A 24,737-nucleotide genomic window follows, 5' to 3' on the forward strand; every position below is an offset into this window, starting at 1 on the left:
TTCTTCTTATCGTATGGTGAATCCTTCGGTAGTATTCATAATTCCGTTAATAACCGTTGCCAATGCCGCCACCTTCACTGGGTCCGAGGTGTTTTTTATTTTGGTTTCGCCCATATTCAAATAGGCGATGGCATCCTCTTCATGCTCCAAAAAACGGTGGAGTTCATCATCAAGAAACTTCTTCAAAACACCCATTTCCTCCTTTTGGGCTTTTCTACCTGTACTTAGTTGAAACGCCTTTTGCAATAGTAGTTCCGGGTTATAGGCGGTTTCCTGAATCAAACTTTCGGCAAGGACGTACGAAGCTTCTATATATTGAGGGTCGTTCAATAGCACCAAAGCCTGTAACGGAGTGCTGGTCTCCCTTCTTTTAACGGTGCACACACTCCGGTCTCCACCGTCAAAAATTTGCATAGACGGTGGTGCCGAGGTTCGTTTCCATATCGTATAAAGACTTCTTCGGTACAAACCCTCCCCATGCTCCTGTTTGTATCTGTAGCGCCAGGGCTTGTTGCTGATTTCGTCCCACAAGCCTTCCGGTTGATAGGGATAAACACTTTCTCCTCCAATTTTAGAAACCAAAAGCCCACTGATAGCCAAAGCATTGTCCCTTACCATTTCTGCGGTCATTCGCATACTAGGGCCTCGCGCCAATAAGATATTGTCTGTATCAATTTCCAACAATTCCGGGGTAAGTTCCGAGCTTTGTTGATAGGTGGCGGACATAACAATTAGCTTGTGTAATTTTTTGATATCCCAACCGGACTCCATAAACGCTACGGCCAGCCAATCCAATAATTCGGGATGGGACGGCAAGCTGCCTTGGTTTCCAAAATCATCCGAAGTGGACACTAAACCTTGACCAAAGTGCATTTGCCATAAACGGTTTACAAAGACCCTGGCTGTTAACGGATTATTTTTATCGAACAGCCATTGTGAAAGTCCCAACCTGTTTTTGGGCAAATCATCGCCAAAGGGCATTACAACTTCCGGCACATTGGGCTGCACCTCTTCCGTAGGAGCATCGTACATTCCGCGATCAAGAATATAAGTAGGTCTGGGCTTTGGCAAATCTCCCAATACCATAATTTCTTTTATAGGCTCTAATTCATTAAGCTGTTTTTCTCGTTGTTCCTTCAACTTAATTCTTGTATTTTCCGCCTCCTTGTCTATACTTAGGTAGTAGAAATCCGTCAATAATTCCTTACCGTTACGCCCTGCTTTTTCTATTGCCGTTTTTGGAGCCATGCTGTAAAGCACTTCCAAAGGGGACAGCTGTCTGTTATAAATCTTGAGATTATCCACCCCACCGTCCTTAAAGGATTTAAATTTGCCACTTACGCCAACAGTAAAACCGGTAAAGGCATAATTATGTGCATTTTTCTTGAATAAGATTGATTTATAAAGGTTGTCTATTTCAATTTCTACCGGCACCTCTTTTCCATTCAAATACATATGAATTCCATCCGCTTTGCCCAACCCATCATAGGACACGGTTACGGAGCTCCACTCTTTCTCAGGAATAGATTCCTTTGTTTTTATCTGAATGGCATTGGATGGCCAGGAACGCGCAATTATAAACTTAAGCTTGTTATCCTCTAGGTGCATAGAATAGCCTTTTAATCCTTGCCTAACTTCTTCGGAATGCGTGAAAATTGCGGCCTCTTCATAGTTTCTATCCGGTTTTACGGCAATGGAAATGGTAAATGGATCAGATTGATCAAACCATCCTACTTTTCCGGGCATTCTCATAGTGGTATAATCTCCAAAAAAAACTGCTTTTCCGTTTAGACCCTTGTCTATAATTGGTTCCCTGACGGTTACCGACTGCCTGTCTCCCCCGTTGTTTTGAGTGCTGAACGATTTCTTATCCCGAGGTAAAAACGAATCAAAATTTAAACTGGCCTGCAACCCCTTTTTTAAACTTTTCTGCAGCGAAGTCTCTAGAACCTTAGGATTTCTTGACCAATTGTGTAACTCATCCGGTGTTTCTTTTTCAACCGAAATCAATTGTTTATGTGTTAAATCGATATTTCTATCCATGAACTCCAACACTTCTTTCTGCTCATCATTTGTCAGCAAAAGTGATGGTCCGGGTACTTGACCTGGCCCGTATACTGGCGTCCCAATTTCATTTGTACTATTGAAGAAGGCAAAAAGCTCATAATGGTCTTTTTGGCTGATCGGGTCATACTTATGGTCATGGCATCTGGCACATTCCACACTCAATCCTAAAAATGCTTTACCAACAGACAAGGTACGATCCGCCACATACTCCACCCGATATTCTTCAAAGACAATTCCCGCCTCAGAGTTCTTTTTGTGCAAGCGATTAAAGGCGGTTGCCAAAATACTTTCTTGCGATGGATTTTCAACAAGATCTCCCGCCAACTGCCATGTTACAAATTGCTCGTAGGACATGTTCTCGTTAAAGGCTTTTATCACCCAATCCCTATACGAACTAAAATCACGGTGTTTATCATCCAAATAGCCATCGCTATCCGCATAACGGGCCACATCCATCCATTCGGCAGCCATACGCTCTCCATATGCCGGGGACGCCAAAAGGCGGTCCACTACTTTTTCATACGCATCCGGCGATGTGTCGTTTAGAAAATCCTCAATCTGTAACAAGGTTGGTGGCAATCCTATTAAATCGAAACTGAGCCGGCGAATAAGATGCTCTTTTGTAGCCCTTTCAGAAGGGCTTAAATTTTTACGCTCCAACTTGGCCAAAACAAATTGGTCAATAGTGTTCTTAGGCCATTCAGCGAAGGTCACTTCTGGAGCTTCTTCTTTTTTGGGCTTTATAAACGACCAATGGGGTTTGTACTCGGCACCTTGCTCGATCCATTTGGTAATCGTGGCTATTTCACTTTTACTCAAAGCCACATTAAACTCTACAGGTGGCATCTTCAGTTCTAGGTCATCGGATAAAATTCGAGTTACCACCTCGCTTTCTCCGGGTTTTTTAGGTACAATAGGATGCTTTCCCGAGCTTTCCAATGCTTCGTAAGCACTCTCGGCAATATCCAAACGAAGTCCAGCTTTTTGGTTGGCCATATCCGGACCATGGCAAGCAAAACACTTATCCGATAATATAGGTTTTACGTGATAATTAAAATCTACCCGTTCCGGCAGTTTGGCCATTGCTTCCTCAATTTCTTCGGGTGCGTTCCATCCGCAACTGCTCAAACACAGGCAACAGATAACTAAAAATAGTCTCGATAAAAATCGCATTGGTTTTGGAATTTTTATCAATATACAACCGCATTTTAACTGTTAATGCGTTAAAAAACTGTTTCGTTAACTGTTAATAATTTTAGTTATCTTTAAAAAACTCCTTCTTTGAAGCAATGAATTCCAAGGATTACACTTTTTATGTCAACAAGATAATTTCAAGCAAGTCTTTTGGCAATTCCACTACGTACGCCAACCTGTTGCGATACCTTGTACAGTGTACTTTGGAAGATGATGTACCCAAGGAAACTACCATTGCCACAGAAATATTTGCCAAGAAAGAATTTGACCCCTCACAAAGTACACTTATTCGAGTCTATGTGTATAACCTTAGGAAAAAACTCAAGGCCTATTATCAAAATGAAGGGTTAAACGACCCCATCTTGTTGCGTGTACCAAAAGGCAGTTACAAAGTAGAATTTGAAACTAAAAAAAAGACGCCGAAAGAATCCAATGGATTTCTATCTAGAAAACAGATACTACTTCTACTTGGCTTTCTCTTATTGACCTCTGTTATTGGAAATTGGATACTATATAGAAACAATAAAACTGTGGACCAATTTTCCGATTCTGTAATTTGGAACGGTATTTTCAATTCAAAAAAGCCCATGATCCTGGTCTTAGGAGACCTTTTTATTTACAGAGAAATAGATACTGCTTCCCATCGCGAGAAAGTGATTAGGAATGCGCTCATAAACTCAGAGAACCAACTTTACGATTCACTTCCTAAAATTGATAGTGAAGGTTATATATACGAGCCTATGGAATACAGTTTTCTAATTAGAAATAGTACGGAATGGGTAAAGGATATTAGCAAAGTTCTTACTTCCAAGAACAAAGATTTTAACGTGCGTACGGTTTTACGTTTTGGTCCAAAAGAGCTTCCGGAAAACGATTTTATGGTTGTAGGAATGGCGAAGACCCTTGGAATATTTAAAGACTATATTGAGAAAAGTAGTGTGAAATACAATCCTCTTGGCGATACTTTTTCACCCGAAGGGTCCGACACTATTTACCGCCCCAGTGGAGATGCCCAAACATACCATAAAGATTACGCCATAATTATTAAAGCACCAGGCCCTAACAACAATGCCATCTATGTTTTTGCCGGATTATGGGATACGGGAGCATCTCAAAGTCTAAAAAACTTCACCAACCCTGTTTTAATAAAACAATTGGAATCTCGTATGAAAACCGACTTAGGGGATATACCCCAGTTCTTTGAGGTTTTCATGGAAGTAAACGGCATTGACCGAATGGAGCTTAGCTCTAAAATAATTCACGTAAAGGCACTGGAACTGGATTAGAAGTTTTAAATCCCTTTTAGGCCATACGCAGCATCGTTCCAACGTAGTTCTTGTTTAAAGCGATGGAGGTCTGTTTTTTCATCAATCAATAAAAACTCTATATCCATAATTTCGGCGAAGTCCTCAAGTGATTCTGCGGAGATATTCTGACTATAACAGGTATGATGAGCCCCGCCACCGTAAATCCAAGCAGCTGCGGCCGTTTGAAGGTCAGGTTTGGCATCCCAAAGCACTCTAGCAACGGGAAGGTTTGGCATATCATTTTTAATTTCTAAAGCCTCTACTTTATTGACCAACATTCTAAAACGGTTGCCCATATCTACAATGGATGCATTTAAAGCATTACCCGCGCCTGCATTAAAAACCAAGCGTACGGGGTCTTCTTTTCCTCCGATTCCCAAAGGATGGATTTCGCAAGAAACATCTCCTTTAGCAATGGACGGACATATCTCCAGCATATGGGAACCCAAAACAGTAGTGTTACTAGGATCAAAATGATAGGTATAATCCTCCATAAAGCTGTTTCCTCCTTCAAGGCCAGAACCCATAACTTTCATGGTGCGTACCAATGCGGCAGTCTTCCAATCGCCCTCGCCACCAAAACCATAACCGCTGGCCATTAATCTTTGTGTTGCTATACCCGGTAATTGTTTCATTCCGTGTAAATCCTCAAAGGTGTCCGTAAAAGCGGTATAACCGCCCTCCTCTAGAAAAGCGCGCATACCCAATTCTATTTTGGCCGCATCCTTTAAAGAATTACGCATGCTTCCATCAAGCTTTATTTTAGATGCAATGATGTACGAATCCTCATACTCCTGAATCAATGCATTAATTTCGCCCTCAGCAACTCCGTCTATATATTTAACCAAATCACCTACGCCGTACCCGTTTACTTCGTAACCGAATTTTAACTGAGCAGAGACCTTATTGCCTTCCGTGACCGCTACCTGGCGCATATTATCACCAAAACGGGCCACCTTCATATTTTTTGAATCGGCAACGGCACAAGCTACACGGCACCAGTTACCAACTTTTAGCAAAACGGACTCACTTTTCCAATGTCCAACTATTACCTTACGGTTCAAACGCATCCTTGAAGCCAAGAAACCAAATTCTCGGCCTCCGTGGGCCGACTGGTTCAGATTCATAAAATCCATATCTATGGCGTTCCACGGAATATCACGGTTATACTGTGTATGCAAGTGTAAAAAGGGTTTCTGAAGTGCTTGCAGACCAGCAATCCACATTTTTGCAGGAGAAAAAGTATGCATCCACATAACCAGTCCTACACAAGTATCTGTATTATTCGCTTCCTTGCACAAAGCACTAATTTCACCTGGGGTTTTAACCACAGGCTTAAAAACGACTTTAACAGGAATTGTTGGGTTTACATTATAATATTCGGCGATTTCAGAAGAATGTTCCGCTACTTGGGCCAAAGTTTCCGGCCCGTATAGATGTTGACTACCCGTTACGAACCAGATTTCGTTCTTGCTTAAATCGATCATTATTTTTTAAACTTTAATTCTTAAGAAAAGTACACGTACATGCCCACTACAATGGAACATATTACAAAGCCAACGGGCTTGGCAAATTTCCATGGAGTGATATCCACTTGCTTCGTATACACCTGAACATACTCATTCTCTCTTGGCCAAAACTTGCCAATAACGAACATTAATAGTACCACCAAAACGAACAATATACCCATAACATGCAGGAAGCTAATATCCGGCTTAACAATATAAAGGGTTACCAAATACGTAACAACGGCGAAAACAATACCAATGTTGGCAGCAATACCCGGTACCTTTTTAGTTAAATACCCTACTAAGATTATCGCTAAAATTGGCACACTGTACGACCCGTTCAATTCTTGCAGATAGTTAAAAATACCACCTTCAACTCCAAATAATAGCGGGGCAATAATCATAGAAATAATGGCCAAGAACATTCCGAATATCTTTCCTGCTTTTACCACTTGTTTCTCCGTAGCCTCTTTATTGATGTATTCTTTATAAAAATCGAGACCAAAAAGGGTAACAGAACTGTTTAGGGCACTATTGAAAGAACTAAGTATAGCTCCAAAAAGGACAGCTGCAAAGAAACCGATAAAAGCCGTTGGCAACACCTTTTTAACCACCATAGGATACGCTTGGTCCGCATTGGTCAATTCGCCATTAAAAATCTGAAAAGCAATAATACCCGGCAATACTACAATGAAAGGTCCTAAAATCTTCACGAATGCGGCAAGGCTTAATCCTATTTGACCTTCACGCAAGTTCTTGGCTCCAAGCGCTCTTTGAATAATCGCTTGGTTGGTTCCCCAATAATAAAAGTTTACAATGACCATACCTGTGAAAAGCGTCCAGAAAGGCACCGAAGAATCGGGTCCTCCTAAAATATTGAATTTTTCAGGGAAATTAGTCGTAAGCACGTCCATTCCGGCAAAAAGACTTCCGTCACCTACATACAACAATCCGAAAATTGGTATAAGGGAGCCTCCAATAATCAAGCCTATTGCATTTATAGAATCGGATACAGCAACCGCTTTCAATCCACCGAAAATGGCGTAGATACTTCCAATTATACCTATTCCCCAGACGGTAACCCAAAGAGCTCCTTCTTCGCCCATACCCATTGCCTGCGGCAAATCAAACATGGTATTAATCGCCAAAGCACCTGAATAAAGAACGGTAGGAAGCATTGAAATGGCATAACCTCCTAAAAACAGAAGAGACACCAGTGTTTTTGTTGATTTACCATATCGTTTTTCTAGAAATTGTGGAATGGTAGCAATTCCCCCTTTTAAATATCTTGGCAACAATACCAAAGCGGTAAACACCATAGCTATAGCGGCCAAAACCTCGTAAGCCATAATGAGAATCCCCTCGCTATATGCGATACCGTTCATACCTACAATCTGCTCCGTAGAGAGATTTGTTAGAAGTAATGATCCTGCAATTACCGGACCGGTAAGACTACGACCACCCAGAAAATAACCGTCTGAAGAGGTCTCATCTGTTTTTCGGGTTGATAAATAGGCAATAATTGCCACTAAAAGTGTAAACCCGATGAACGTTGCTATTCCCATAAACTATATTTCAATTAAAACTTAACATCCTTGTCCGTAATAGGCGTCCTTACCGTGCTTGCGCTCAAAATGCTTTTTCTTTAAAGCTTCCTTTAGCGTTGCAGCATTGGGATTTATCTGTAAAGTTAGATGTGCCATTTTAGCCACTTCCTCACAAACTGCGCTATTATAAACTGCCTTGGCTGCCGTTGCTCCCCAAGTAAATGGAGCGTGACTACCAACCAGTATCATGCCTATATCATTATAATCCAAGCCTCTGTCTTTTAGACAATCAATTATTTGATAACCCGTCATATGCTCATAATCGCCTTGAATATACTCATCTTTCATAGGAGGAGCACACGGAATATCAGCAATTAAATGATCGGCATGAGTGGTTCCGAAGATAGGAATATCTTTTATTGCTTGTGCCCATGCCGTACCATAAGTTGAGTGCGTATGTACGACTCCACCAATTTTATCCCATTCTTTGTAAAGAACGGCATGCGTTTTTGTATCGGAAGAAGGTCTCATTTTACCTTCCACAATTTTAGCGTCAAAATCACAAATAACGATATCCTCTACTTTTAACGAAGCGTAAGGCACACCACTTGGTTTAATGGCAAAAACCCCTTTATCTCTATCTACGGCACTTGCATTACCAAACGTGAACAGGACCAACCCTAATTCCGGAAGTTGCATATTTGCCTCAAAGGCCTCCTCTTTTAACGCTGTATACTTACCCATTTCTATTGGTTTCGTTCATAATATGTTGTTCCATAGTCTCGCACAGTCTACTGTAGTCGCCATACACCTCTAAATATGCTCGTGCATCGGTAGGGTCAGGTTCGTATATGGTTTCAAAAGGGCTTCCCATTTGCTCCATGGCTTCGGGAACGCTGTTGTACACCTTGGCAGCTACAGCACCAAAAACAGCCGCACCTAATGCACAAGCCTGTTCGGAAGCCACTACTTTAATAGGCATGTTTAGCACATTGGCCATCATTTGCATGATAAATGGCGATTTCTTTGCCACGCCTCCCAGCGCTATAATCCCTTTTATGGGAATACCTTCGGAAAGGAACCGGTCCACTATTTTCTTTGCTCCAAAACAAGAAGCCTCTACTAAAGCCCTGAATATTTTAGGTGATGTACTACCCAAGTTAATACCTGCAATGACCCCTTTTAAATTCTGATTGGCATCCGGGGTACGCCTTCCGTTCATCCAATCCAATGCCAACTCGCCCGAAGCTCCAATTGGCTCTTTACTTGCCGCATCACTAAGTTCAGGAATAAGGTTGTTGAGTGCCTCTTTAATCAGTTTTTGTTTGGTATCCTCATCAATTAAGGACGACTTGGATATCAATTCTTCAATTGGCCATGCCAATACCCTACTATACCAAGCGTAAATATCACCAAAAGCAGACTGGCCGGCTTCTAAGCCCAACATATCCGGAATGACGGAACCATCTACTTGTCCGCAAATACCTTTGACCAATTTTTCCTCGCCTTCCATAGGAGCTACCAAAACATCGCAGGTAGAGGTACCCATAATTTTCGTTAGGTAATATGGTTCTATTTTTGCACCAACAGCGCCCATATGGGCATCAAAAGCCCCAACGGAAACCACCGTATTCTCTGGAATCCCCAATCGCCCTGCCCATTCGGGACTTAAGGTACCTACAGGAATATCCGAAGTATATGTTTTATTAAAAAGCCGTTCCCTTAATCCATCCAAAAGCGGGTCCAAGGCCACAAAAAATTCATTTGGTGGTAGTCCGTCATAACTTTCGTGCCAAAGAGCCTTGTGTCCTGCGGCGCATCTACTGCGTTTCATTTCCTGAACATCTTTGCCACCTGTCAACAAAAAGGGTATCCAATCACAATGCTCCACCCATGAATAGGCAGCTTTATGCACCGCAGTATCTGTTCTAGATACGTGTAATATCTTGCTCCAGAACCATTCGGAAGAATAGATTCCTCCTTCGTATTGTGAATAGTCTATATCCCATTTCTCACAAAGTTCATTGATTTCGTTTGCCTCCCTAATACCCGTATGGTCTTTCCAAAGCACGAACATAGCATTAGGGTTCTCTTTAAATTCATCTAGCAAAGCTAAAGGGGTACCATTCCGATCTACCGCCACAGGAGTACTTCCCGTAGTATCTACACCTATACTAACGATTTGAGCGGCAATTTCAGGCCCTACAGCGCCAACCACGGATTTTATGGTAGATTCTATTCCTTCAATATAATCTAGCGGGTGCTGACGGAAACGGTTCTCGGAAGGATTGCAGTATTTACCCTCTTTCCAACGTTTATAATAATGTACGGCAGTAGCAAGTTCTTCGCCCGTTTGGGTGTTGACCAATAGCGCACGGACAGAATCCGAACCAAAATCCAAGCCTAAGCTATAGGCGTATTGTGACCTCATGTGTATTAACTTTAAAATTTAGATAGCGTTTTAGAGTAGGCCACCTTGTAAAAGAGACTAATATAGAACTTTTTACAAGTGTTTCAAAAACACTTAATACCTAAATTGTAAAGTTTTTTGTTTTATTGTACTTTTTTTCGTCAAAACGATATAAAAAAGCCCCCTTTTTAGATTCCGACATGTCCTTTTCGTTCAATTTCACTAAAAAGTCCATTGTAGCAAGTTTCTTTCTAAAGTTGCGCTTATCCATTTCCACTTGAAAAATACCTTCATATAACTTCTGCAGCTGTGGTAATGTAAATTTCTCCGGGAGTAGATTAAACACTATCGGGAATGTACGCACTCTTCTTTGAAGACGCCTAATGGCCGATTCTACCATATCCTTATGGTCAAAAATCAAATCCGGCAACTCATCTATAGGAAACCATTCCGCACGGTACTCCTCTATCAACTCCTGGTTATATTTTTCTTTAAGGATCAATGCACTATAAGTAGTAGAAACCACACGCTCATAGGGGTCGCGGTTGGCTTTGCCAAAAGTACGCACTTGCTCCATGTACACATCCTCTAAACCGGAGAGGTCTTTTAAAACCCGGTGCGCCGCATCATCCAAATCTTCATGGTTTCCAACAAAACCGCCCATAAGGGACCACCTGTCCTTTTCAGGTTCAAAACCTCTATGTACCAAAAGTACCTCCAGCCTATTATCATTAAAACCGAATATGATACAATCTACTGCCAATGTAATTTGTTGTATATCCTTATATGTTCTATCCATTTTATTCTAAACTATTGTTAATGGTTCCTTCAAAAATACGCAAAGAATCCTTGTATAAGTGTATCTGAGACATTTTTCAGGGGTCTCCGCTGAAAAAATCTTCTTGAAAACCTTCAATATCTCCTCAAATACGAACCAAAAGAGAAAAAATATCAAGTTCTGAAAATCAACATTATAGCGTTTTTATACAATTCCTTTAAAAATGTCAAAATATCCTACTTTCAATCAATTATTCATAAAACAGCCTTTTAGAAATTAGCTATCTGTGAATTTTCGACATGGACCCGGTTTTTCTCTACCAAACACCTAGTTCCCATTTTATAAAACTGTTTTATTACGGTATCTTGCGCCCCCAAAACAACTATATAGTACAAAATCAAACCTAACCATATGATTACTGAGAGCAAAAAAATTCTTATTACCGGCGTTGCCGGCTTTTTGGGCTCAAATTTTTTAGTTAAGTCGTTAAACGAAGGACACCGTGTTGTAGGGATAGATAATCTCTCTATGGGTTCTCTAAAAAATATTGAAGCTAGCCTTGACCACAAAAATTTTGACTTTATCAAGGGCGATGTTTTAGACACCACACTAATAAACCGATTGGACGATGACTTTGACGTTATCGTTCACTTAGCGGCATTTAAAATACCAAGATACGGTAACGCCGTTGATACATTGAAAATCAACTCCAAGGGCAGTGAAAACATGTTGGAGTTTGCCCGAAAACTGAAATGCAAATTTGTTCTTGCCTCCACTTCTGATGTGTACGGCATGAGTCCGGATATCCCGTTTAAAGAAGACGGCAACTGTCTTATAGGCGATTCAAAAGTGCCCCGTTGGGCCTATGCTGTTTCAAAGCTTTTTGATGAGCACTTAGCCTTGGCTTATATGGAAGATTACGATTTTCCTGTAGTTATCCTTAGATTCTTTGGTTCATACGGACCAAATCAAAATCTATCATGGTGGGGAGGCCCACAATCTGTTTTCATTGATTGTATTTTGAACAATAAAGAAATCCCTATTCATGGAGACGGGCAGCAAACCCGGACATTCACTTTTGTAAACGATACCGTTGAAGGCATTTACGCCGCAACCATTAAGCCCGAAGCAAACGGTGAAATTTTCAACATTGGTGCAAACGAAGAAATTACCATTCTAGACCTTGCAAAATTGATAAAAGAAATTTCTGATGAACCAACAACCTCTGAGGTAAAGTTGATTCCGTATAACGAAATATCTGCCGGCAGAAAATATCAAGACGTCATGAGACGTGTACCCGACAATTCCAAAGCGGAAAGGATTCTTGGCATAAAAGCGAAGACTTCGTTAGAAGAAGGGCTCCGAATTACGTTTAATTGGCAGAAAAATGTTTCTTTGCAAAAAGCTTAAATTTTATGAAAATAGCAATAGTTGGAGGAGGGTTAATGGGACTAGTATTGGCCCAGAAAATATCTTCCTCAACCAAAGCAACCGTTAAAGTATTAGAGCAGGATAATTTACCAGGCGGGCTCTCTACATATCACAATTATGGAGATTTTACTTGGGATAAGTTTTATCATGCCATTACACCAACGGATACAGATTTAATTGACTTTCTAAACGAGATAGGTTTAGAGGACCAAATACAATGGCGCCGTTCACTTACGGGATTTTACGAAAACAAAAAGTTTCATTCCGTAAGTAGTTCGTTTGAATTTCTACTGTTTCCCCTTCTTGGCCCTATTGATAAAATGAGGTTAGGGTATACGATTCTAAAAGGCTCCAGAACTGATGATTGGAAAGCACTTGAAAAAATTCATGTAACCGATTGGCTAATTAAATTGGGTGGCAAAAAGACTTATGACAAGTTCTGGGCTCCCATGTTACACGCCAAATTAGGAGAAAACCATAAGAAAGTTTCAGCTGTTTTTATCTGGACTTACATTAAAAGATTGTTCAAAGCAAGAAGCTCTGCAGCCAAAAAAGAGCACATGGCCTATGTTAATGGTGGATACAAGACTATTTTTGACCGTCTTGAGGAAAATTTAAAACAAAAAGGTTCTAACCTGCTTTTAGACAGTAAAGTCGAAAACATATCTCCAGATCCAGACGGAGGAATGAATATAAGCTACAACGGCACTACTGAACATTTTGATAAAGTAGTTTTTACTTCCCCACTTAATGTGATGGAAAAGGTAACCGTTCCTGAGCTCTATAACATCTCAAAAAGCACGAAACCTATAGACTATCTTGGTGTAGTTTGTCTCATTTTGGTTACCAAAAAACCCATTACACCATTTTACGTGCTGAATATTGGAGATAATGACACTCCTTTTACGGGCGTAATCGGTATGAGTTCTTTGGTAGATTTAGAAGAGACCGCAAACCAACATATTACGTATTTTCCAAAATATGTGGGCCAGGATAACGAACTTTGGTCAAAATCAGATGAAGAAATTACAGCCGACTTCCTAGATGGGGTTAAATATCTTTATCCGGATTTTGATGAAGCCGATATGATTTCCTCTCATGTACACAGAGCTTTTAAGGTGCAGCCCATGCAGGTGCTTAATTACTCTGAAATTGTTCCAAAGGTGAATACACCTCATCCAGATTTTTATGTTCTTAACACCTCACAGTTTGTAAGTGAGTCCGTAAACAACAATTCGGTAGTTACACACGTGGATAAATTCATGAAGAATTTCAAAAGTGACATAGAATCGTATTCAGAAAAAAGTATAGCCCAATAAAATGAGTAAACCTTTTGCGAGTCTTTCTTTGGACATGGATAACCAATGGTCCTATATGAAGATACATGGTGAAGAGGGTTGGGAAAGCTATCCTTCATACTTGGATATCTTTGTACCACACGTTTTAAAAGTTTTAGATGAATTAAATCTGAAGATTACTTTTTTTATTGTGGGTCAAGATGCTGCTTTTGAAAAGAATCACAAATACTTAAGAGATATTGCAGATGCTGGTCATGACATAGGCAACCATTCTTTTGTACACGAAACGTGGCTTCATCTCTACTCTAGAGAAGAAATGACCACCGAAATAGATACGGCCCATGATATTATTGAAAAAATAACAGGAAAAGCCCCAACGGGTTTTAGGGGGCCTGGATTTAGTTGGAGTCCCACTTTGCTGGAAGTTCTCGCAGATAAAGGTTATGTATACGATGCATCCACATTACCAACCGTCATAGGCCCTTTAGCCAGACTGTACTATTTTAGCACATCTAATCTTTCCAAGGAAGAAAAAGAGGATAGGAAAGAAATTTTTGGCAAATTTTCCGATGGATTTAAAAAGCTGAAGCCTTATTACTGGAAGACCAAAAAAAACCAACGGTTGTTGGAATTACCGGTAACGACCATGCCTATATTTAGAATTCCCTTTCACCTCAGCTATCTTATTTACATAAGTAATATCTCCATCCATTTGATGTCGCTTTACCTGAATATAGCTATTTTCCTTTGTAAGATAACCAAGACTCAACCTAGCTTTTTGTTGCACCCGTTAGATTTAATAGGAGGTGATCAAATAACCAGTTTGGCTTTTTTCCCTGGAATGAATGTTTCTAGTGAAAGAAAGGTGTTCTTATTTAAGAAAGTAATGAAAAAATTGGGCAAACACTTTACCCTGACAGATATGAACGGGCATGTAAATAGCATACTCGATAAAAAGGGGTTGAAAACAGAGCAAGTACCCGATTAACAAGTGAAAAAACAAAATTATCATAACTTTCTCTAAGCAATAATGGGAATTTACCGTGTTGAGACCCCTCTTTGTCGGTGTCCGTACGCTTTCCTAGTAATTTTTCATAATTTTGAACTTGTTACCATTATCACATACGTAAAACCTATACTATTGTGTGCCTGTACCTACCTGAAAACAAGATACCAATATGCCTACCACCATCAATAAAATCGATTTAAAGCAACCTCTTGTTTCTATCATATTGCCTGCTTTTAACGAAGAAGCAATACTTGAAAATAACGTATCCCTCCTTTATGACTATTTAGAAACTCTTGAGGGTCTATACGCATGGGAAATTATTATCGTAAATGATGGTAGCACGGACAACACGCGATTCATAGCCGATGCTTTAGCGGAATCAAAACCCAATTTAAGTGCCTATCACCATATCGTAAATAGAAATTTAGGAACTGCGCTAAGAACCGGTTTCAAGCATAGCAACGGCGACTATGTTATTGTTCTGGATATTGACCTAAGTTATTCCCCAGACCATATAGAAAAATTATTATCTGAAATAAAGACCACTCAGGCTGATATGGTTATTGCCTCTCCTTATATGAAAGGGGGCAAGAACACCGCGGTTCCAAAACTGAGACTATTGTTAAGCAAGACGGTAAACTTTATGATGCGAAAAGCTTCAAGGCTTAACATCTACACTTTCACGGGTATGGTAAGAGCCTATAATGGTGATTTTATACGTTCTTTAAACACAAAATCCAGTACTTTTGATATAAATACTGAGATTTTATTGAAAGCATATATTTTAAGAGCCAGAGTTATAGAAATACCTGCACATCTAGATTGGTCCGAACAACAAAAGCTTGGTAAGATACGTACCTCAAGTTTACGTATTGTTATGGGCATATTTAATGGTTTGGCCAACAGTTTTATGTTCAGGCCCTATATGTTCTTTTGGATATTAGGGCTACTTATCTTTCTCCCTTCCTTTTACATGATTTTATGGATTGTTATTGATGCAATTCAACTTTATCCAATGACGGCCGAGATAACCAAAGGTTTTGGGCATAGATTTGCTGCTGCTATTTCTGAGGTGTTTCGCCAAAGGCCATACTCATTTATTGTAGGCGGTACCGCAATGATAATTTCTATTCAACTATTAGGGCTTGGGTTTATATCGCTCCAAAAGAAAAGGTATTTTGATGAATTGTTTCATCTAAACTCTGAAATCCTTAAAAAAACTAGAAATCCATAATATTATTATTCCCCATGATCAAAAAAAGATTTCAAAAAGATTTTTTACCACTTTTACCATTATTTGCCGTTTACACCTTTGTAGTTCTATATTTTTCTTCCAATGAATTAATTGGAGATGAATATAGATATTTTCACTATGCCGAAAATATTTCCAATGGTTTTTTTGAGGAAACTGAAAATCCTAGTTTTGGCAATGGCCCGGCATATCCATTTATTATTGCACCTTTTGTTGCTTTAAATACCGACTTGGTACTGCCAAAACTTATCAATGCCATACTTCTACTATTCTCGCTCGTCTATTTTAAAAAGACACTCGAAATTTTTTCCGATAGCAAAAAAAATATTTATTTAGTCTATCTACTAGGGTTATACCCCCCCATAATACGTTGGCTTCCCTACATATATTCTGAACATTTAGCATTTTTTGCAACATGCGGACTTCTATTTTATACTCTCAAGTTATTCGAAAAAGAACGCCCTCCTATTAGATATTTTATTTTTTCCTCTATATTCCTTGCCTTACTTGTATTTGTGAAAATTATTTTTCTTCATGTTATCTTGGTCAGCCTAATACTTATTCCAGCATGTATGATTATTTGGAAAAATTATAGGCCCCAGCTGAAAAAATCTTTCTTCATTCTTATTTTCGGATTTATATTAACATCTCCTTTTTTGGCATATGCCTTCTCAATAACTGGTAAATTATTTTATCTAGGCACAGCAGGGGGAGAAATTTTATATCATCGCTCAACCCCATATGAAAATGAATATGGAAACTGGTTTTCCTTTAACGACGTTCTATATGGTAGCAGCAAAACGTATAGTTCAGATGATGCTTACGACAATCTCGAAAGTCTTTCACGAAACCATAAACAGAATTTTATAGAATTACAGTCATTAACCCATATTCAAAGAGATAGTGCATTAAAATCACTAGCCATTACCAATATGAAAGCCCACCCTATTAAGTATCTAAAAAACACTGTGGCAAATGCTGGAAGACTTTTTTTTCATTACCCCTTCTCATATAGAAGTCAAAGCATGAATACTTACGGATATATGATTCCTAATATGATTATAATATTCTTTTGGCTTCTTAGTCTCTATCCTTTCATAATTGCAAGGAAAAATGTTCCATTTGCATTAAAAGCATTAATGCTCTTTAGTCTAATATACGCCTGCGGAATTATAGTCTTAGACGGAAGAGGCAGAAATTTTATTGTAATGGCACCTACAATGGTTTTATTCATTACCTATCATCTTTACAAACTCGTCAGAATATCAATAGTTAAGTAAAATATTCAGACACCGTTCAATTATTAAATAAAACCAAAACTTAATTAAACTAGTTAGGCGCAACTTGACTGTAAGAATCCGTTCCATATTCAGAATCTCCTGGTCTACGTGTAATCATTCTTATCGTCCCAAGATAAGTCTCAATTTCAGATGCACCTTGTTGAACGGACTCCTGCACCTTATTCCCATCCCTCCATGGCCACTTATATATTCCCCATTTGGCATTCCCTCCCCAAGGGTGAGAATCATAAATAGTCTTTGTCCGTTGATCATAAAATTTCTGACCGTTTATCCAAACCTGTAATAGACCATTAGAACTATCTCCCCAGATAGCATGAACAACAATATCTATGGTTTCGCCCGCTTTAGGAACAATACCCGTTGCAACATAATCAGGATAATTAACGTGATTAATCACATATATTTCACCTGCCTGACCTCCGTACTGCCCCTCCCTATTTACCATTAATTCCGTATGAGGTGACTTCCCCGAAACGCCAGGATGTACTTGAAAAAATAGCCATTCATTATTTTTATCAATAACATAGCTGTTTCCAAATGTATAACTCCACCCAAACCACTCTTCAGTTCCTTTAGGGTGACGCACATTCCATGGTTCGGTTCTTATTTCCGCTCTTATATTATAATCCTCACTACACCAGCTACCTGTGTTTGGACTTTTAGGGTTAACTTTAAATTTAAGTCTATTACCAGATTTAGTCACTTGTTGTTCATCACATTGCGAATCAATATACAATTGTTTGTTACTAAACGAAACTCCTGAACTTCCTGACCAACTAGGAAAAGAAATATCGCCCCAACACCATACTTTTTCACCTGTTTCCCCAGCAGTTTTACCCCCAACGCTACAATCAATAGGGCCTTCTACTTTGGGCTGAGTTACATCCACACTTAATGATGAAGTACTCGTAAGCCCTTCTTCATCAGTTACAGTTAGTGAAACATCATAAAACCCAGGAGCGGTAAAGACATGTGATGGGTTTACTTCATTAGAATAATTTCCTGAAATATTCCAATCATAACGAGTAACTCCTTTATCATCTGACGAGTCGCTACCTGTAAAACTTACTGCTAACGGTGCTTCACCTGAAAGGGTGTTTGCATGTGCTACAGCAACCGGAGGGTTATTGACTGGTTCCTGAACATTAACAGTTATTGTTTCCTTATTTTGAAGTCCGTCAACATCAGCAACTGTTAGTTCTACTTCGTATGTACCGGCTGAATCAAACGTATGTGACGGATTGGATTTATTAGATGTTGAACCATCCTTAAAATCCCACATATATGCTGTAACCCCTATATCATCGGTTGATCCGCTTCCCGTAAAATTAATTGTTAAAGGTGCCTGACCCGATTGCGTACTTGCCCTAACTTTTGCTATAGGTGGTTGATTTGCAGGAGCATCAACCCTAATAGAAACAGTTTTCGTGTCCTTAAGCCCTTCTGCATCCGTAACTGTAAGCACTACTTCGTAAGAGCCAGCCGATTCAAAAGTATGTGAAGGATCGGACTTATCCGAACTATTCCCATTCTTGAAGTCCCAAGAATAAGCAGTGACGCCAGTATCATCGGTTGATCCACTTCCCGTAAAGTTCACCGTCAAAGGAAGTGTTCCAGAGGTTTTGCTTGCACTTGGCTTGGCTACAGGGGCTCCATTTTCCTTTGATTCTACAGTAATGGAAACAGTTTCCTTATTCTTAAGGCCTCCTGCATCCGTAACCGTTAGCTCTACTTCATAAGAGCCAGCAGATTCAAAAGTGTGTGAAGGATCGGACTTATCCGAACTATTCCCGTCCTTGAAATCCCAAGAATAAGCCGTGACGCCAGTATCATCGGTTGATCCGCTTCCCGTAAACTTCACCGCCAAGGGAAGAGTTCCAGAGGTTTTGCTTGCACTTAGCTTAGCTACAGGAGCTCTATTCCCCTTTGATTCTTCTACGGTTATCATTACTACATCTGAAGCAGAGATTCCCTCTTCATCCTTTGTTACCAAAGTAACCTCATAAGAGCCGGCTTTATCAAAAGTGTGTTCAATTTCCGCTGTATTACCTGTCTGGCCATCCTCAAAGTTCCATTTGTAAGAAACAATAGCTTTATCATCTGAAGAATCAATACCTGAAAAAGAAACTTTTAAAGGAGCTTGCCCATTTACCGGAGAACCGTTAGCTATTGCCACAGGAGGTTCATTTTTTGGAAATGGTGTGTTTGGAAGCGCATCAATATTGGAATCTGTATCGTCCTCTCCCTTATTGTCTGTTGTAGTATCTTGGTCCGGGTCGTTTTCAGAGGCATCAGCAGGAACCTCCTGTGGTGTTTCCTCTTCAACATCTACTTCCTCCTCCTCTTCTGTTGTAGGGTCATTTTGCTCTGAACTATCTTCCTCCTCTTCGGCAGGAACCTCTTTTGGGGCCTCTTCTACAGTAGTATTATCTTCTTCTATGTTATTCGGATTTTGAGTCTCATCGTCATTTTCCTTCGGAGACGTTACAAATAATGCAATATCATCTGCACCAATAGGCACTTCATATTCAACTATTAAACTACTTCCTGCTTGACTTTCATGTTCTTTTGATGCAAATGCCAAATCATCACCGTCCTTATGATCTAATATAAAAGTAGCAGGCTCCAACTGAAGTTCCCCAACTTCCAAATCAATTGAGACTTCCGTTCCTATTCTATATTCTTGCTTGGCAACCCCTAATAACTCTCCTGTCTCGGGAGCTGATTTTTCACTAAGATCAGTTTCCGTCCAATTACTCGATTCACCCTTATAAACATCTACTTCGCCATTTCCATCATCCGTATTAATCGTGAACATCAAGGTTGCCGCATTAATAGTACCCCCAATAGAATCTATTGGGCTAAAATCAAACATAAGATAGCTTGTGCGCCTCTCCTCTTCTAACCTAACAATTGGCTCATTATACCCCTTACCATTCTGTAGATATGCATCGTTTATTGGATAAAAAACAAATGTCCTAATTTCGGTTTCTACTGTAACCGAGTCCTTAACCTGTGGTTCTTCAACTTCTATCTCAAGACTATCTTGCTGACTACCGGAAGGTGTTCCTTGATCTACAACAGGACTAATATCTTTGCTAATTACAGCTTCTCTTAAAGTTTCTACGTCTTTACTACAGGCAAGATTTAATAAAAAAGTTATTCCTAGAAAATACAAAAAATAGGACAAAGTCCGTTTTGGGGTATAATTCATAAGTAGTCCTATTGGGGTAGGGTTAAAAATTTACTATATAAACTCGGGCTATATACGGTGTAATATTAACTTTTGGCCGACGAAATATGTAAAAAAAACGTTGAAATGCATCTTTTATTTTCAAAAAGCACTTATAACCTGACTTTATAAATAGCGATAAGACCAGCTTTAAAGCAAACTAGCTTTACTCAAAATTATTCGCTTAAAGCTTCATTATAATTATTCACTTCTTGAACAACCTATTTTACGGCTAACAATAGTCTATAAAATATTATCTTGGCTAATGGTTAAGTAAAATCTATTTTGTTACTTACTATATTCGTAATATTTGCATATAATGATACAATCAAAAAAAGACTATTTAAACTATTTAAGATTGGACCAAGAAGCTTTAGACATTAAGGCAAACTGGAAAACTCCGCTTAAAGAATTTATTGCCCCCCATTATGTGTGGCAATTTCAAAAAAAACTTAGGAAGCTTGAGTATTATAAAAATTGCAGGAAGGATATTTTAGGCAAGTTATATTATCAATATTTACGACTACGGTTCAAAAAAATATCAGTTAAACTAGGCTTTTCAATAGCGCCAAATGTTTTTGGGCCAGGGTTGGCTATTCTTCATTATGGAACCATAGTGGTTCATAATGCAGCAAAAGTTGGGAGGAATTGCAGAATACAGGCCTGTACCAATATAGGCGCATCCGGCGGAACTAGTAAGGCTCCACAAATTGGAGATAATGTTTATATAGGCCCAGGCGCTAAAATATATGGCCATATAGTTCTGGGGAACAATATAGCCATAGCGGCCAATTCATCCGTAAGTAAAACTTTCTTGGAAAACAACGTACTACTGGGCGGATCTCCAGCGAAGATTATTAAAGAAATTGATATTAAAAAAATTATTCCCTATGCAGATTAAGCATTTACAGTTCCTAAAACTGTAACAAACTTTCTAGTTGACCACTATTTTTAAGGATATAGTTTTCTGCATTCTTATGATGTATGCCATCCTTGCTATCCACTGAATCATAATAAACAATAGACTTAAAATAATCTTTTAGATAAGCTTTCCTACTTACAGAAAATTTATTGATAACTTCTTTGTTATTCAAAGGCAAGGGTGGACTCACCAGTTTAAATTGAATTCCACGTTTATTACAAATAGAATCAATTTTTCCTAAATACTTCAAATTCACGTCAGAAATACATAACGAATCTAGTTCACTTATCTGTAATGAATTAGAGGAATTTGGAATTTGAAAATTTGAAAATTTGAATTTCAAAACCTCCTCTTTTGGGAATGTAGTATTTATATACTTTAATTCACTTTGGTCGAGTCCCTTTAATTGCTTTCTAAATGGCTTTACGAAATAATTATACGTGTAGTCCTGATTTAGGGACGAAGTTAATGTCAAAGGGTTTATAACCAGAACCATCCTATCAAAACGAGAATTACCCTCTACCAAAGTTTTTAGCAACAAATAGTTACCTGGCACTTCATAGCTTTGGTTTTCACAAAGACAGTAGTTTTCATCATTCTTTATTGCTCCATAAAACTGCTTACACACGGAATCTCCTAGAAGAAGGGTCCTTGTAGATATACCTCCCTCTAGTACACGTGAGACCAAATCGTAAACCTCATTCGCTTTATTTAAATATAAAGACATGGGCGTGTGAAAAAAGAAAATCACAAAAACACCAGGAACCCCATAATACTTAAAAAAATATATCAATAATTTTTTCAAAATTGGAAATATATAAATGATTGTTGATTGCCAAATTTAGCCGTTATAAGTATTAAAAATATAACAGTTAATGCCAACCAAAGATATTTGTTGACATCTGTTAGACGCTCATCTCTTCTGAATATCCATTCTAATATAACAAATGGCATTACATAGAAAAATAAGTAATCCTTATACGGCGTATGGTATGAAAACTCCGTGAAAAATTTTCCGATAATTGAGATTGCCTTTTCAGTACTTTCACTCCTAAAAAATACCCAGCCCATGGTGACAAAGCAAAAATTGACTACCATCTGTAATACCTCTCTTAGTGATGGAAAGAAAGAATTCTCAGCAACAATAACACTTACATATTTTCTATTCGTCTTAAGGACAAAGGAAGGAATATATAACACAGCATGAATAAAACCCCATATTAAAAAGGTCCAATTAGCCCCATGCCAAAAACCACTGACAAGAAAAATTATAAAAATATTTCTTAATGATATCCATTTACCCTTCTTAGACCCGCCCAAGGGTATATACAAATAATCTCTAAACCAAGTGGAGAGTGAAATATGCCAGCGCCGCCAAAACTCTCCTATATTTCGGGAAAAGTACGGAAACTTAAAGTTTGACATTAGCTCAAAACCAAATAGTTTTGAGATACCAATGGCAATATCCGAATACCCACTAAAGTCACAATAAATCTGGAAGGCAAAATACACTGACCCCAATATTAAAGTTCCTCCTCCAAATGTTTCATAACCTGTAAAGATATTATCCACAACAGGAGCTAGTGAGTCTGCAATTACCACTTTTTTGAACATACCCCAAAGTATCAACCGTAATCCTTGGACAGCAATTTCATATTTAAATACCCTTGCATTCAATATTTGGGGCAACAGATTGGTTGCCCGTTCAATGGGCCCTGCCACCAATTGAGGAAAAAAAGAAACGAAAGACGCAAAAGAAACAAAATCTCTAGTTGGTTTAAGATTACCACGATATACATCTATGGTATAAGACATTGTTTGAAATGTGTAAAATGATATTCCAACCGGCAGTATAATATTAAGAGTCCATTTACTCTGAATTTCATACCCAAAAGAGTGAAATAAATCTATCCAAGATTCAACAAAAAAATTGTAATACTTAAAAAAACCTAAAACCCCCAGATTAAATAGCATACTTCCATACAAAAGAAGACGCTTCTTACTTTCCTGAGTTTGTACAGGAATGCCCTTCCCTATAAAAAAATCTACAATCGTAGACAGAAAGATTAGAAATAAAAAACGATAATCCCACCAACCATAAAAAACATAGGAACTTACTAATACGAGTAAGTTCTGACCTTTTAGGCTCTTACCAAAAACAGACCAATAGAAAAAAAATACTACTGGTAAAAATATAAGAAACTCTATGGAGTTGAATAACACTTCCCTATGGTTTGGCTGTTATAGACATTACCTTATAAGGCAACATGAAACTTTTATTAAAGCGCCCAAAATTAATGCTATTTTCCAATTTACCAACGGCCACATACTTTCTTTTGAATATTCGATAAGAATATTACGTTGTATCTATCAAAAAAAAATAGACTAGAATTCAGTGCCAATAATACATACCAAATCAATTAACGTGGTGCCACTACTGAGTAAGAATTCTTTTTATACTCTAAATCGTCAGGTTTTCGTGTAATAATTCGCAAAGGCCCCATATAAGTTTCTAATTTGGATATTCCAAGATTTCTAGACTTCTGAACATTGTTCGCATTTCTCCATGGCCACTTATAAATTCCCCATTTGGCATTTCCACCAACAGGATTCGAAGCCCGCACGGTACGCTCCTGCTTATCCACAACTTTTGCACCATCTATCCAAACTTGCAACATGCCACTATTTTCATCTCCCCATATTACATGCATCACTATATCCAGTGTCTGAGATGCTTTTGGTATTATTCCTGTAGAGTAATAAATGCTTTTACCGTCGCTACTATTGTTAACCACAAGAATTTCTCCTCCGCTATCGGAGCCAGCTCCATTTTCATTTACAGACCACATAGCTATAAGTGGCGTTTTTCCTGCTGTTCCTTCATGTACCTGAAAAAATGCCCATGGGCTTTCTTTATCTATTATATAATCCTTTCCAAATGTATAACTCCATCCAAACCATTCTTCGGTTCCAATAGAGTGATTTACCTTCCAAGGTTCAGTGCTTATCTCTGCCCGCATATTATATGCATTGGAACACCAATTGCCCACCTCTGGATATGTAGGGTTTATACTAAACTTAAGAAAGCCTTCATCTTTTGAAACTTGTTTCTCATAACATTCCGAATTGATTTTCAATTGCCCGTTACTAAAAGGAACCCCTACTTTTGAAGAATACTCGGGAATTTCTATGTCTCCCCAACACCAGACCTTTAGACCTGTGGTGTTGCCCATTCCCCCTTTAGTATAACAAGTAACACTTCCTACCGTTTCTTTATCATCTTTTGAAGCAGGTTTAACCCCAGAATTATTAGTAACACTACTCTTTTCCGTACTTTCTCCGTTCGTTATTGATACAATGTTTTGGTTATTTTCAGCATCGTCACTTTTTACATCAAGCGACTCATCTTTACCACAAGAAAAAAAACAGGTCAATACAAGAATAGACAAAGCTGCTCTCAATATTTTCATAGTAAGTAGGT

General features: G+C 38.7%; 17 protein-coding genes. 7 read left to right on the forward strand and 10 right to left on the reverse strand.

The features are described from left to right. Positions 1 to 6 precede the first annotated feature (6 nt). Positions 7 to 3,240 carry a DUF1553 domain-containing protein gene (locus tag KO513_RS09735; RefSeq protein ID WP_215913218.1) on the reverse strand — a complete coding sequence of 1,078 codons (3,234 nt, stop codon included), beginning with the start codon at positions 3,238 to 3,240 and terminating at the stop codon, positions 7 to 9. A gap of 116 nt (positions 3,241 to 3,356) precedes the next feature. On the opposite strand from KO513_RS09735, the gene KO513_RS09740 reads away from it, so the two are divergent. Continuing rightward, positions 3,357 to 4,547 (forward strand): hypothetical protein, encoded by a 1,191-nt coding sequence (locus KO513_RS09740; protein WP_215913219.1) that lies wholly within the window; start codon positions 3,357 to 3,359, stop codon positions 4,545 to 4,547. 5 nt (positions 4,548 to 4,552) lie between these two features. On the opposite strand, the gene araA is transcribed toward KO513_RS09740, so the two are convergent. From araA to KO513_RS09765, 5 genes are all read right to left on the reverse strand, one after another. Continuing rightward, positions 4,553 to 6,055, reverse strand: a complete 1,503-nt coding sequence (gene araA / locus KO513_RS09745; RefSeq protein WP_215913220.1) for an L-arabinose isomerase — start codon at positions 6,053 to 6,055, stop codon at positions 4,553 to 4,555. 20 nt (positions 6,056 to 6,075) lie between these two features. Then, the gene (locus KO513_RS09750) at positions 6,076 to 7,641 is read right to left on the reverse strand and encodes a solute:sodium symporter family transporter (protein ID WP_215913221.1); all 1,566 of its coding nucleotides are present in this window, start codon (positions 7,639 to 7,641) and stop codon (positions 6,076 to 6,078) included. A gap of 21 nt (positions 7,642 to 7,662) precedes the next feature. After that, complete coding sequence (locus KO513_RS09755; RefSeq protein WP_215913222.1) at positions 7,663 to 8,367, reverse strand: L-ribulose-5-phosphate 4-epimerase; 705 nt, start codon at positions 8,365 to 8,367, stop codon at positions 7,663 to 7,665. Continuing rightward, entirely contained in the window at positions 8,360 to 10,054 is a 1,695-nt protein-coding gene (locus tag KO513_RS09760) for a ribulokinase (protein WP_215913223.1), read from the reverse strand. Before KO513_RS09760 ends, KO513_RS09755 begins: the two co-directional genes overlap by 8 nt. 100 nt (positions 10,055 to 10,154) lie before the next feature. Beyond that, the gene (locus tag KO513_RS09765; RefSeq protein ID WP_215436129.1) at positions 10,155 to 10,832 is read right to left on the reverse strand and encodes an NUDIX hydrolase; all 678 of its coding nucleotides are present in this window, start codon (positions 10,830 to 10,832) and stop codon (positions 10,155 to 10,157) included. A gap of 390 nt (positions 10,833 to 11,222) precedes the next feature. Between KO513_RS09765 and KO513_RS09770 the strand changes: the two genes are divergently transcribed. From KO513_RS09770 to KO513_RS09790, 5 genes are all read left to right on the forward strand, one after another. Then, positions 11,223 to 12,221 carry an NAD-dependent epimerase/dehydratase family protein gene (locus KO513_RS09770; RefSeq protein WP_215913224.1) on the forward strand — a complete coding sequence of 333 codons (999 nt, stop codon included), beginning with the start codon at positions 11,223 to 11,225 and terminating at the stop codon, positions 12,219 to 12,221. A 5-nt stretch (positions 12,222 to 12,226) separates the two neighbouring features. After that, positions 12,227 to 13,561 carry an NAD(P)/FAD-dependent oxidoreductase gene (locus KO513_RS09775; RefSeq protein ID WP_215913225.1) on the forward strand — a complete coding sequence of 445 codons (1,335 nt, stop codon included), beginning with the start codon at positions 12,227 to 12,229 and terminating at the stop codon, positions 13,559 to 13,561. A 1-nt stretch (position 13,562) separates the two neighbouring features. Continuing rightward, positions 13,563 to 14,528 carry a polysaccharide deacetylase family protein gene (locus KO513_RS09780; RefSeq protein WP_215913226.1) on the forward strand — a complete coding sequence of 322 codons (966 nt, stop codon included), beginning with the start codon at positions 13,563 to 13,565 and terminating at the stop codon, positions 14,526 to 14,528. A 190-nt stretch (positions 14,529 to 14,718) separates the two neighbouring features. Further along, entirely contained in the window at positions 14,719 to 15,783 is a 1,065-nt protein-coding gene (locus KO513_RS09785; RefSeq protein ID WP_215913227.1) for a glycosyltransferase family 2 protein, read from the forward strand. Between the two features lie 14 nt (positions 15,784 to 15,797). Further along, positions 15,798 to 17,081 carry a hypothetical protein gene (locus tag KO513_RS09790; RefSeq protein WP_215913228.1) on the forward strand — a complete coding sequence of 428 codons (1,284 nt, stop codon included), beginning with the start codon at positions 15,798 to 15,800 and terminating at the stop codon, positions 17,079 to 17,081. Positions 17,082 to 17,130: 49 nt separating this feature from the next. On the opposite strand, the gene KO513_RS09795 is transcribed toward KO513_RS09790, so the two are convergent. Then, positions 17,131 to 20,316, reverse strand: coding sequence for a PKD domain-containing protein (locus KO513_RS09795; RefSeq protein ID WP_215913229.1), 3,186 nt, complete (start codon positions 20,314 to 20,316; stop codon positions 17,131 to 17,133). 337 nt (positions 20,317 to 20,653) lie between these two features. On the opposite strand from KO513_RS09795, the gene KO513_RS09800 reads away from it, so the two are divergent. Beyond that, positions 20,654 to 21,235, forward strand: coding sequence for a serine O-acetyltransferase (locus tag KO513_RS09800; protein ID WP_215913230.1), 582 nt, complete (start codon positions 20,654 to 20,656; stop codon positions 21,233 to 21,235). A 13-nt stretch (positions 21,236 to 21,248) separates the two neighbouring features. Here the strand turns inward: KO513_RS09800 and KO513_RS09805 are convergent, their stop codons facing one another. The 3 genes from KO513_RS09805 to KO513_RS09815 form a co-directional block, all read right to left on the reverse strand. Next, positions 21,249 to 21,983 carry a hypothetical protein gene (locus KO513_RS09805; protein ID WP_215913231.1) on the reverse strand — a complete coding sequence of 245 codons (735 nt, stop codon included), beginning with the start codon at positions 21,981 to 21,983 and terminating at the stop codon, positions 21,249 to 21,251. A gap of 74 nt (positions 21,984 to 22,057) precedes the next feature. Further along, a complete protein-coding gene (locus KO513_RS09810; RefSeq protein ID WP_215913232.1) occupies positions 22,058 to 23,479 on the reverse strand; it encodes an MBOAT family O-acyltransferase in 1,422 nt (473 codons plus the stop codon). A 197-nt stretch (positions 23,480 to 23,676) separates the two neighbouring features. After that, positions 23,677 to 24,726, reverse strand: a complete 1,050-nt coding sequence (locus KO513_RS09815) for a heparin lyase I family protein (protein WP_215913233.1) — start codon at positions 24,724 to 24,726, stop codon at positions 23,677 to 23,679. Positions 24,727 to 24,737 lie beyond the last annotated feature (11 nt).

The organism is Zobellia sp. B3R18 (assembly GCF_018860715.1).
Classification (GTDB): domain Bacteria; phylum Bacteroidota; class Bacteroidia; order Flavobacteriales; family Flavobacteriaceae; genus Zobellia; species Zobellia russellii.

What these genes read in the sequence shown, in the direction of transcription:
- KO513_RS09770 (WP_215913224.1), top strand. Translation starts at nt 11,223, where the DNA reads ATGATTACTGAGAGCAAAAAAATTCTTATTACCGGCGTTGCCGGCTTT.
- KO513_RS09755 (WP_215913222.1), bottom strand. Translation starts at nt 8,367, where the DNA reads ATGGGTAAGTATACAGCGTTAAAAGAGGAGGCCTTTGAGGCAAATATG.
- KO513_RS09805 (WP_215913231.1), bottom strand. Translation starts at nt 21,983, where the DNA reads ATGTCTTTATATTTAAATAAAGCGAATGAGGTTTACGATTTGGTCTCA.
- KO513_RS09790 (WP_215913228.1), top strand. Translation starts at nt 15,798, where the DNA reads ATGATCAAAAAAAGATTTCAAAAAGATTTTTTACCACTTTTACCATTA.
- KO513_RS09765 (WP_215436129.1), bottom strand. Translation starts at nt 10,832, where the DNA reads ATGGATAGAACATATAAGGATATACAACAAATTACATTGGCAGTAGAT.
- KO513_RS09775 (WP_215913225.1), top strand. Translation starts at nt 12,227, where the DNA reads ATGAAAATAGCAATAGTTGGAGGAGGGTTAATGGGACTAGTATTGGCC.
- KO513_RS09735 (WP_215913218.1), bottom strand. Translation starts at nt 3,240, where the DNA reads ATGCGATTTTTATCGAGACTATTTTTAGTTATCTGTTGCCTGTGTTTG.
- KO513_RS09785 (WP_215913227.1), top strand. Translation starts at nt 14,719, where the DNA reads ATGCCTACCACCATCAATAAAATCGATTTAAAGCAACCTCTTGTTTCT.
- araA (WP_215913220.1), bottom strand. Translation starts at nt 6,055, where the DNA reads ATGATCGATTTAAGCAAGAACGAAATCTGGTTCGTAACGGGTAGTCAA.
- KO513_RS09800 (WP_215913230.1), top strand. Translation starts at nt 20,654, where the DNA reads ATGATACAATCAAAAAAAGACTATTTAAACTATTTAAGATTGGACCAA.
- KO513_RS09750 (WP_215913221.1), bottom strand. Translation starts at nt 7,641, where the DNA reads ATGGGAATAGCAACGTTCATCGGGTTTACACTTTTAGTGGCAATTATT.
- KO513_RS09815 (WP_215913233.1), bottom strand. Translation starts at nt 24,726, where the DNA reads ATGAAAATATTGAGAGCAGCTTTGTCTATTCTTGTATTGACCTGTTTT.
- KO513_RS09780 (WP_215913226.1), top strand. Translation starts at nt 13,563, where the DNA reads ATGAGTAAACCTTTTGCGAGTCTTTCTTTGGACATGGATAACCAATGG.
- KO513_RS09795 (WP_215913229.1), bottom strand. Translation starts at nt 20,316, where the DNA reads ATGAATTATACCCCAAAACGGACTTTGTCCTATTTTTTGTATTTTCTA.
- KO513_RS09740 (WP_215913219.1), top strand. Translation starts at nt 3,357, where the DNA reads ATGAATTCCAAGGATTACACTTTTTATGTCAACAAGATAATTTCAAGC.
- KO513_RS09760 (WP_215913223.1), bottom strand. Translation starts at nt 10,054, where the DNA reads ATGAGGTCACAATACGCCTATAGCTTAGGCTTGGATTTTGGTTCGGAT.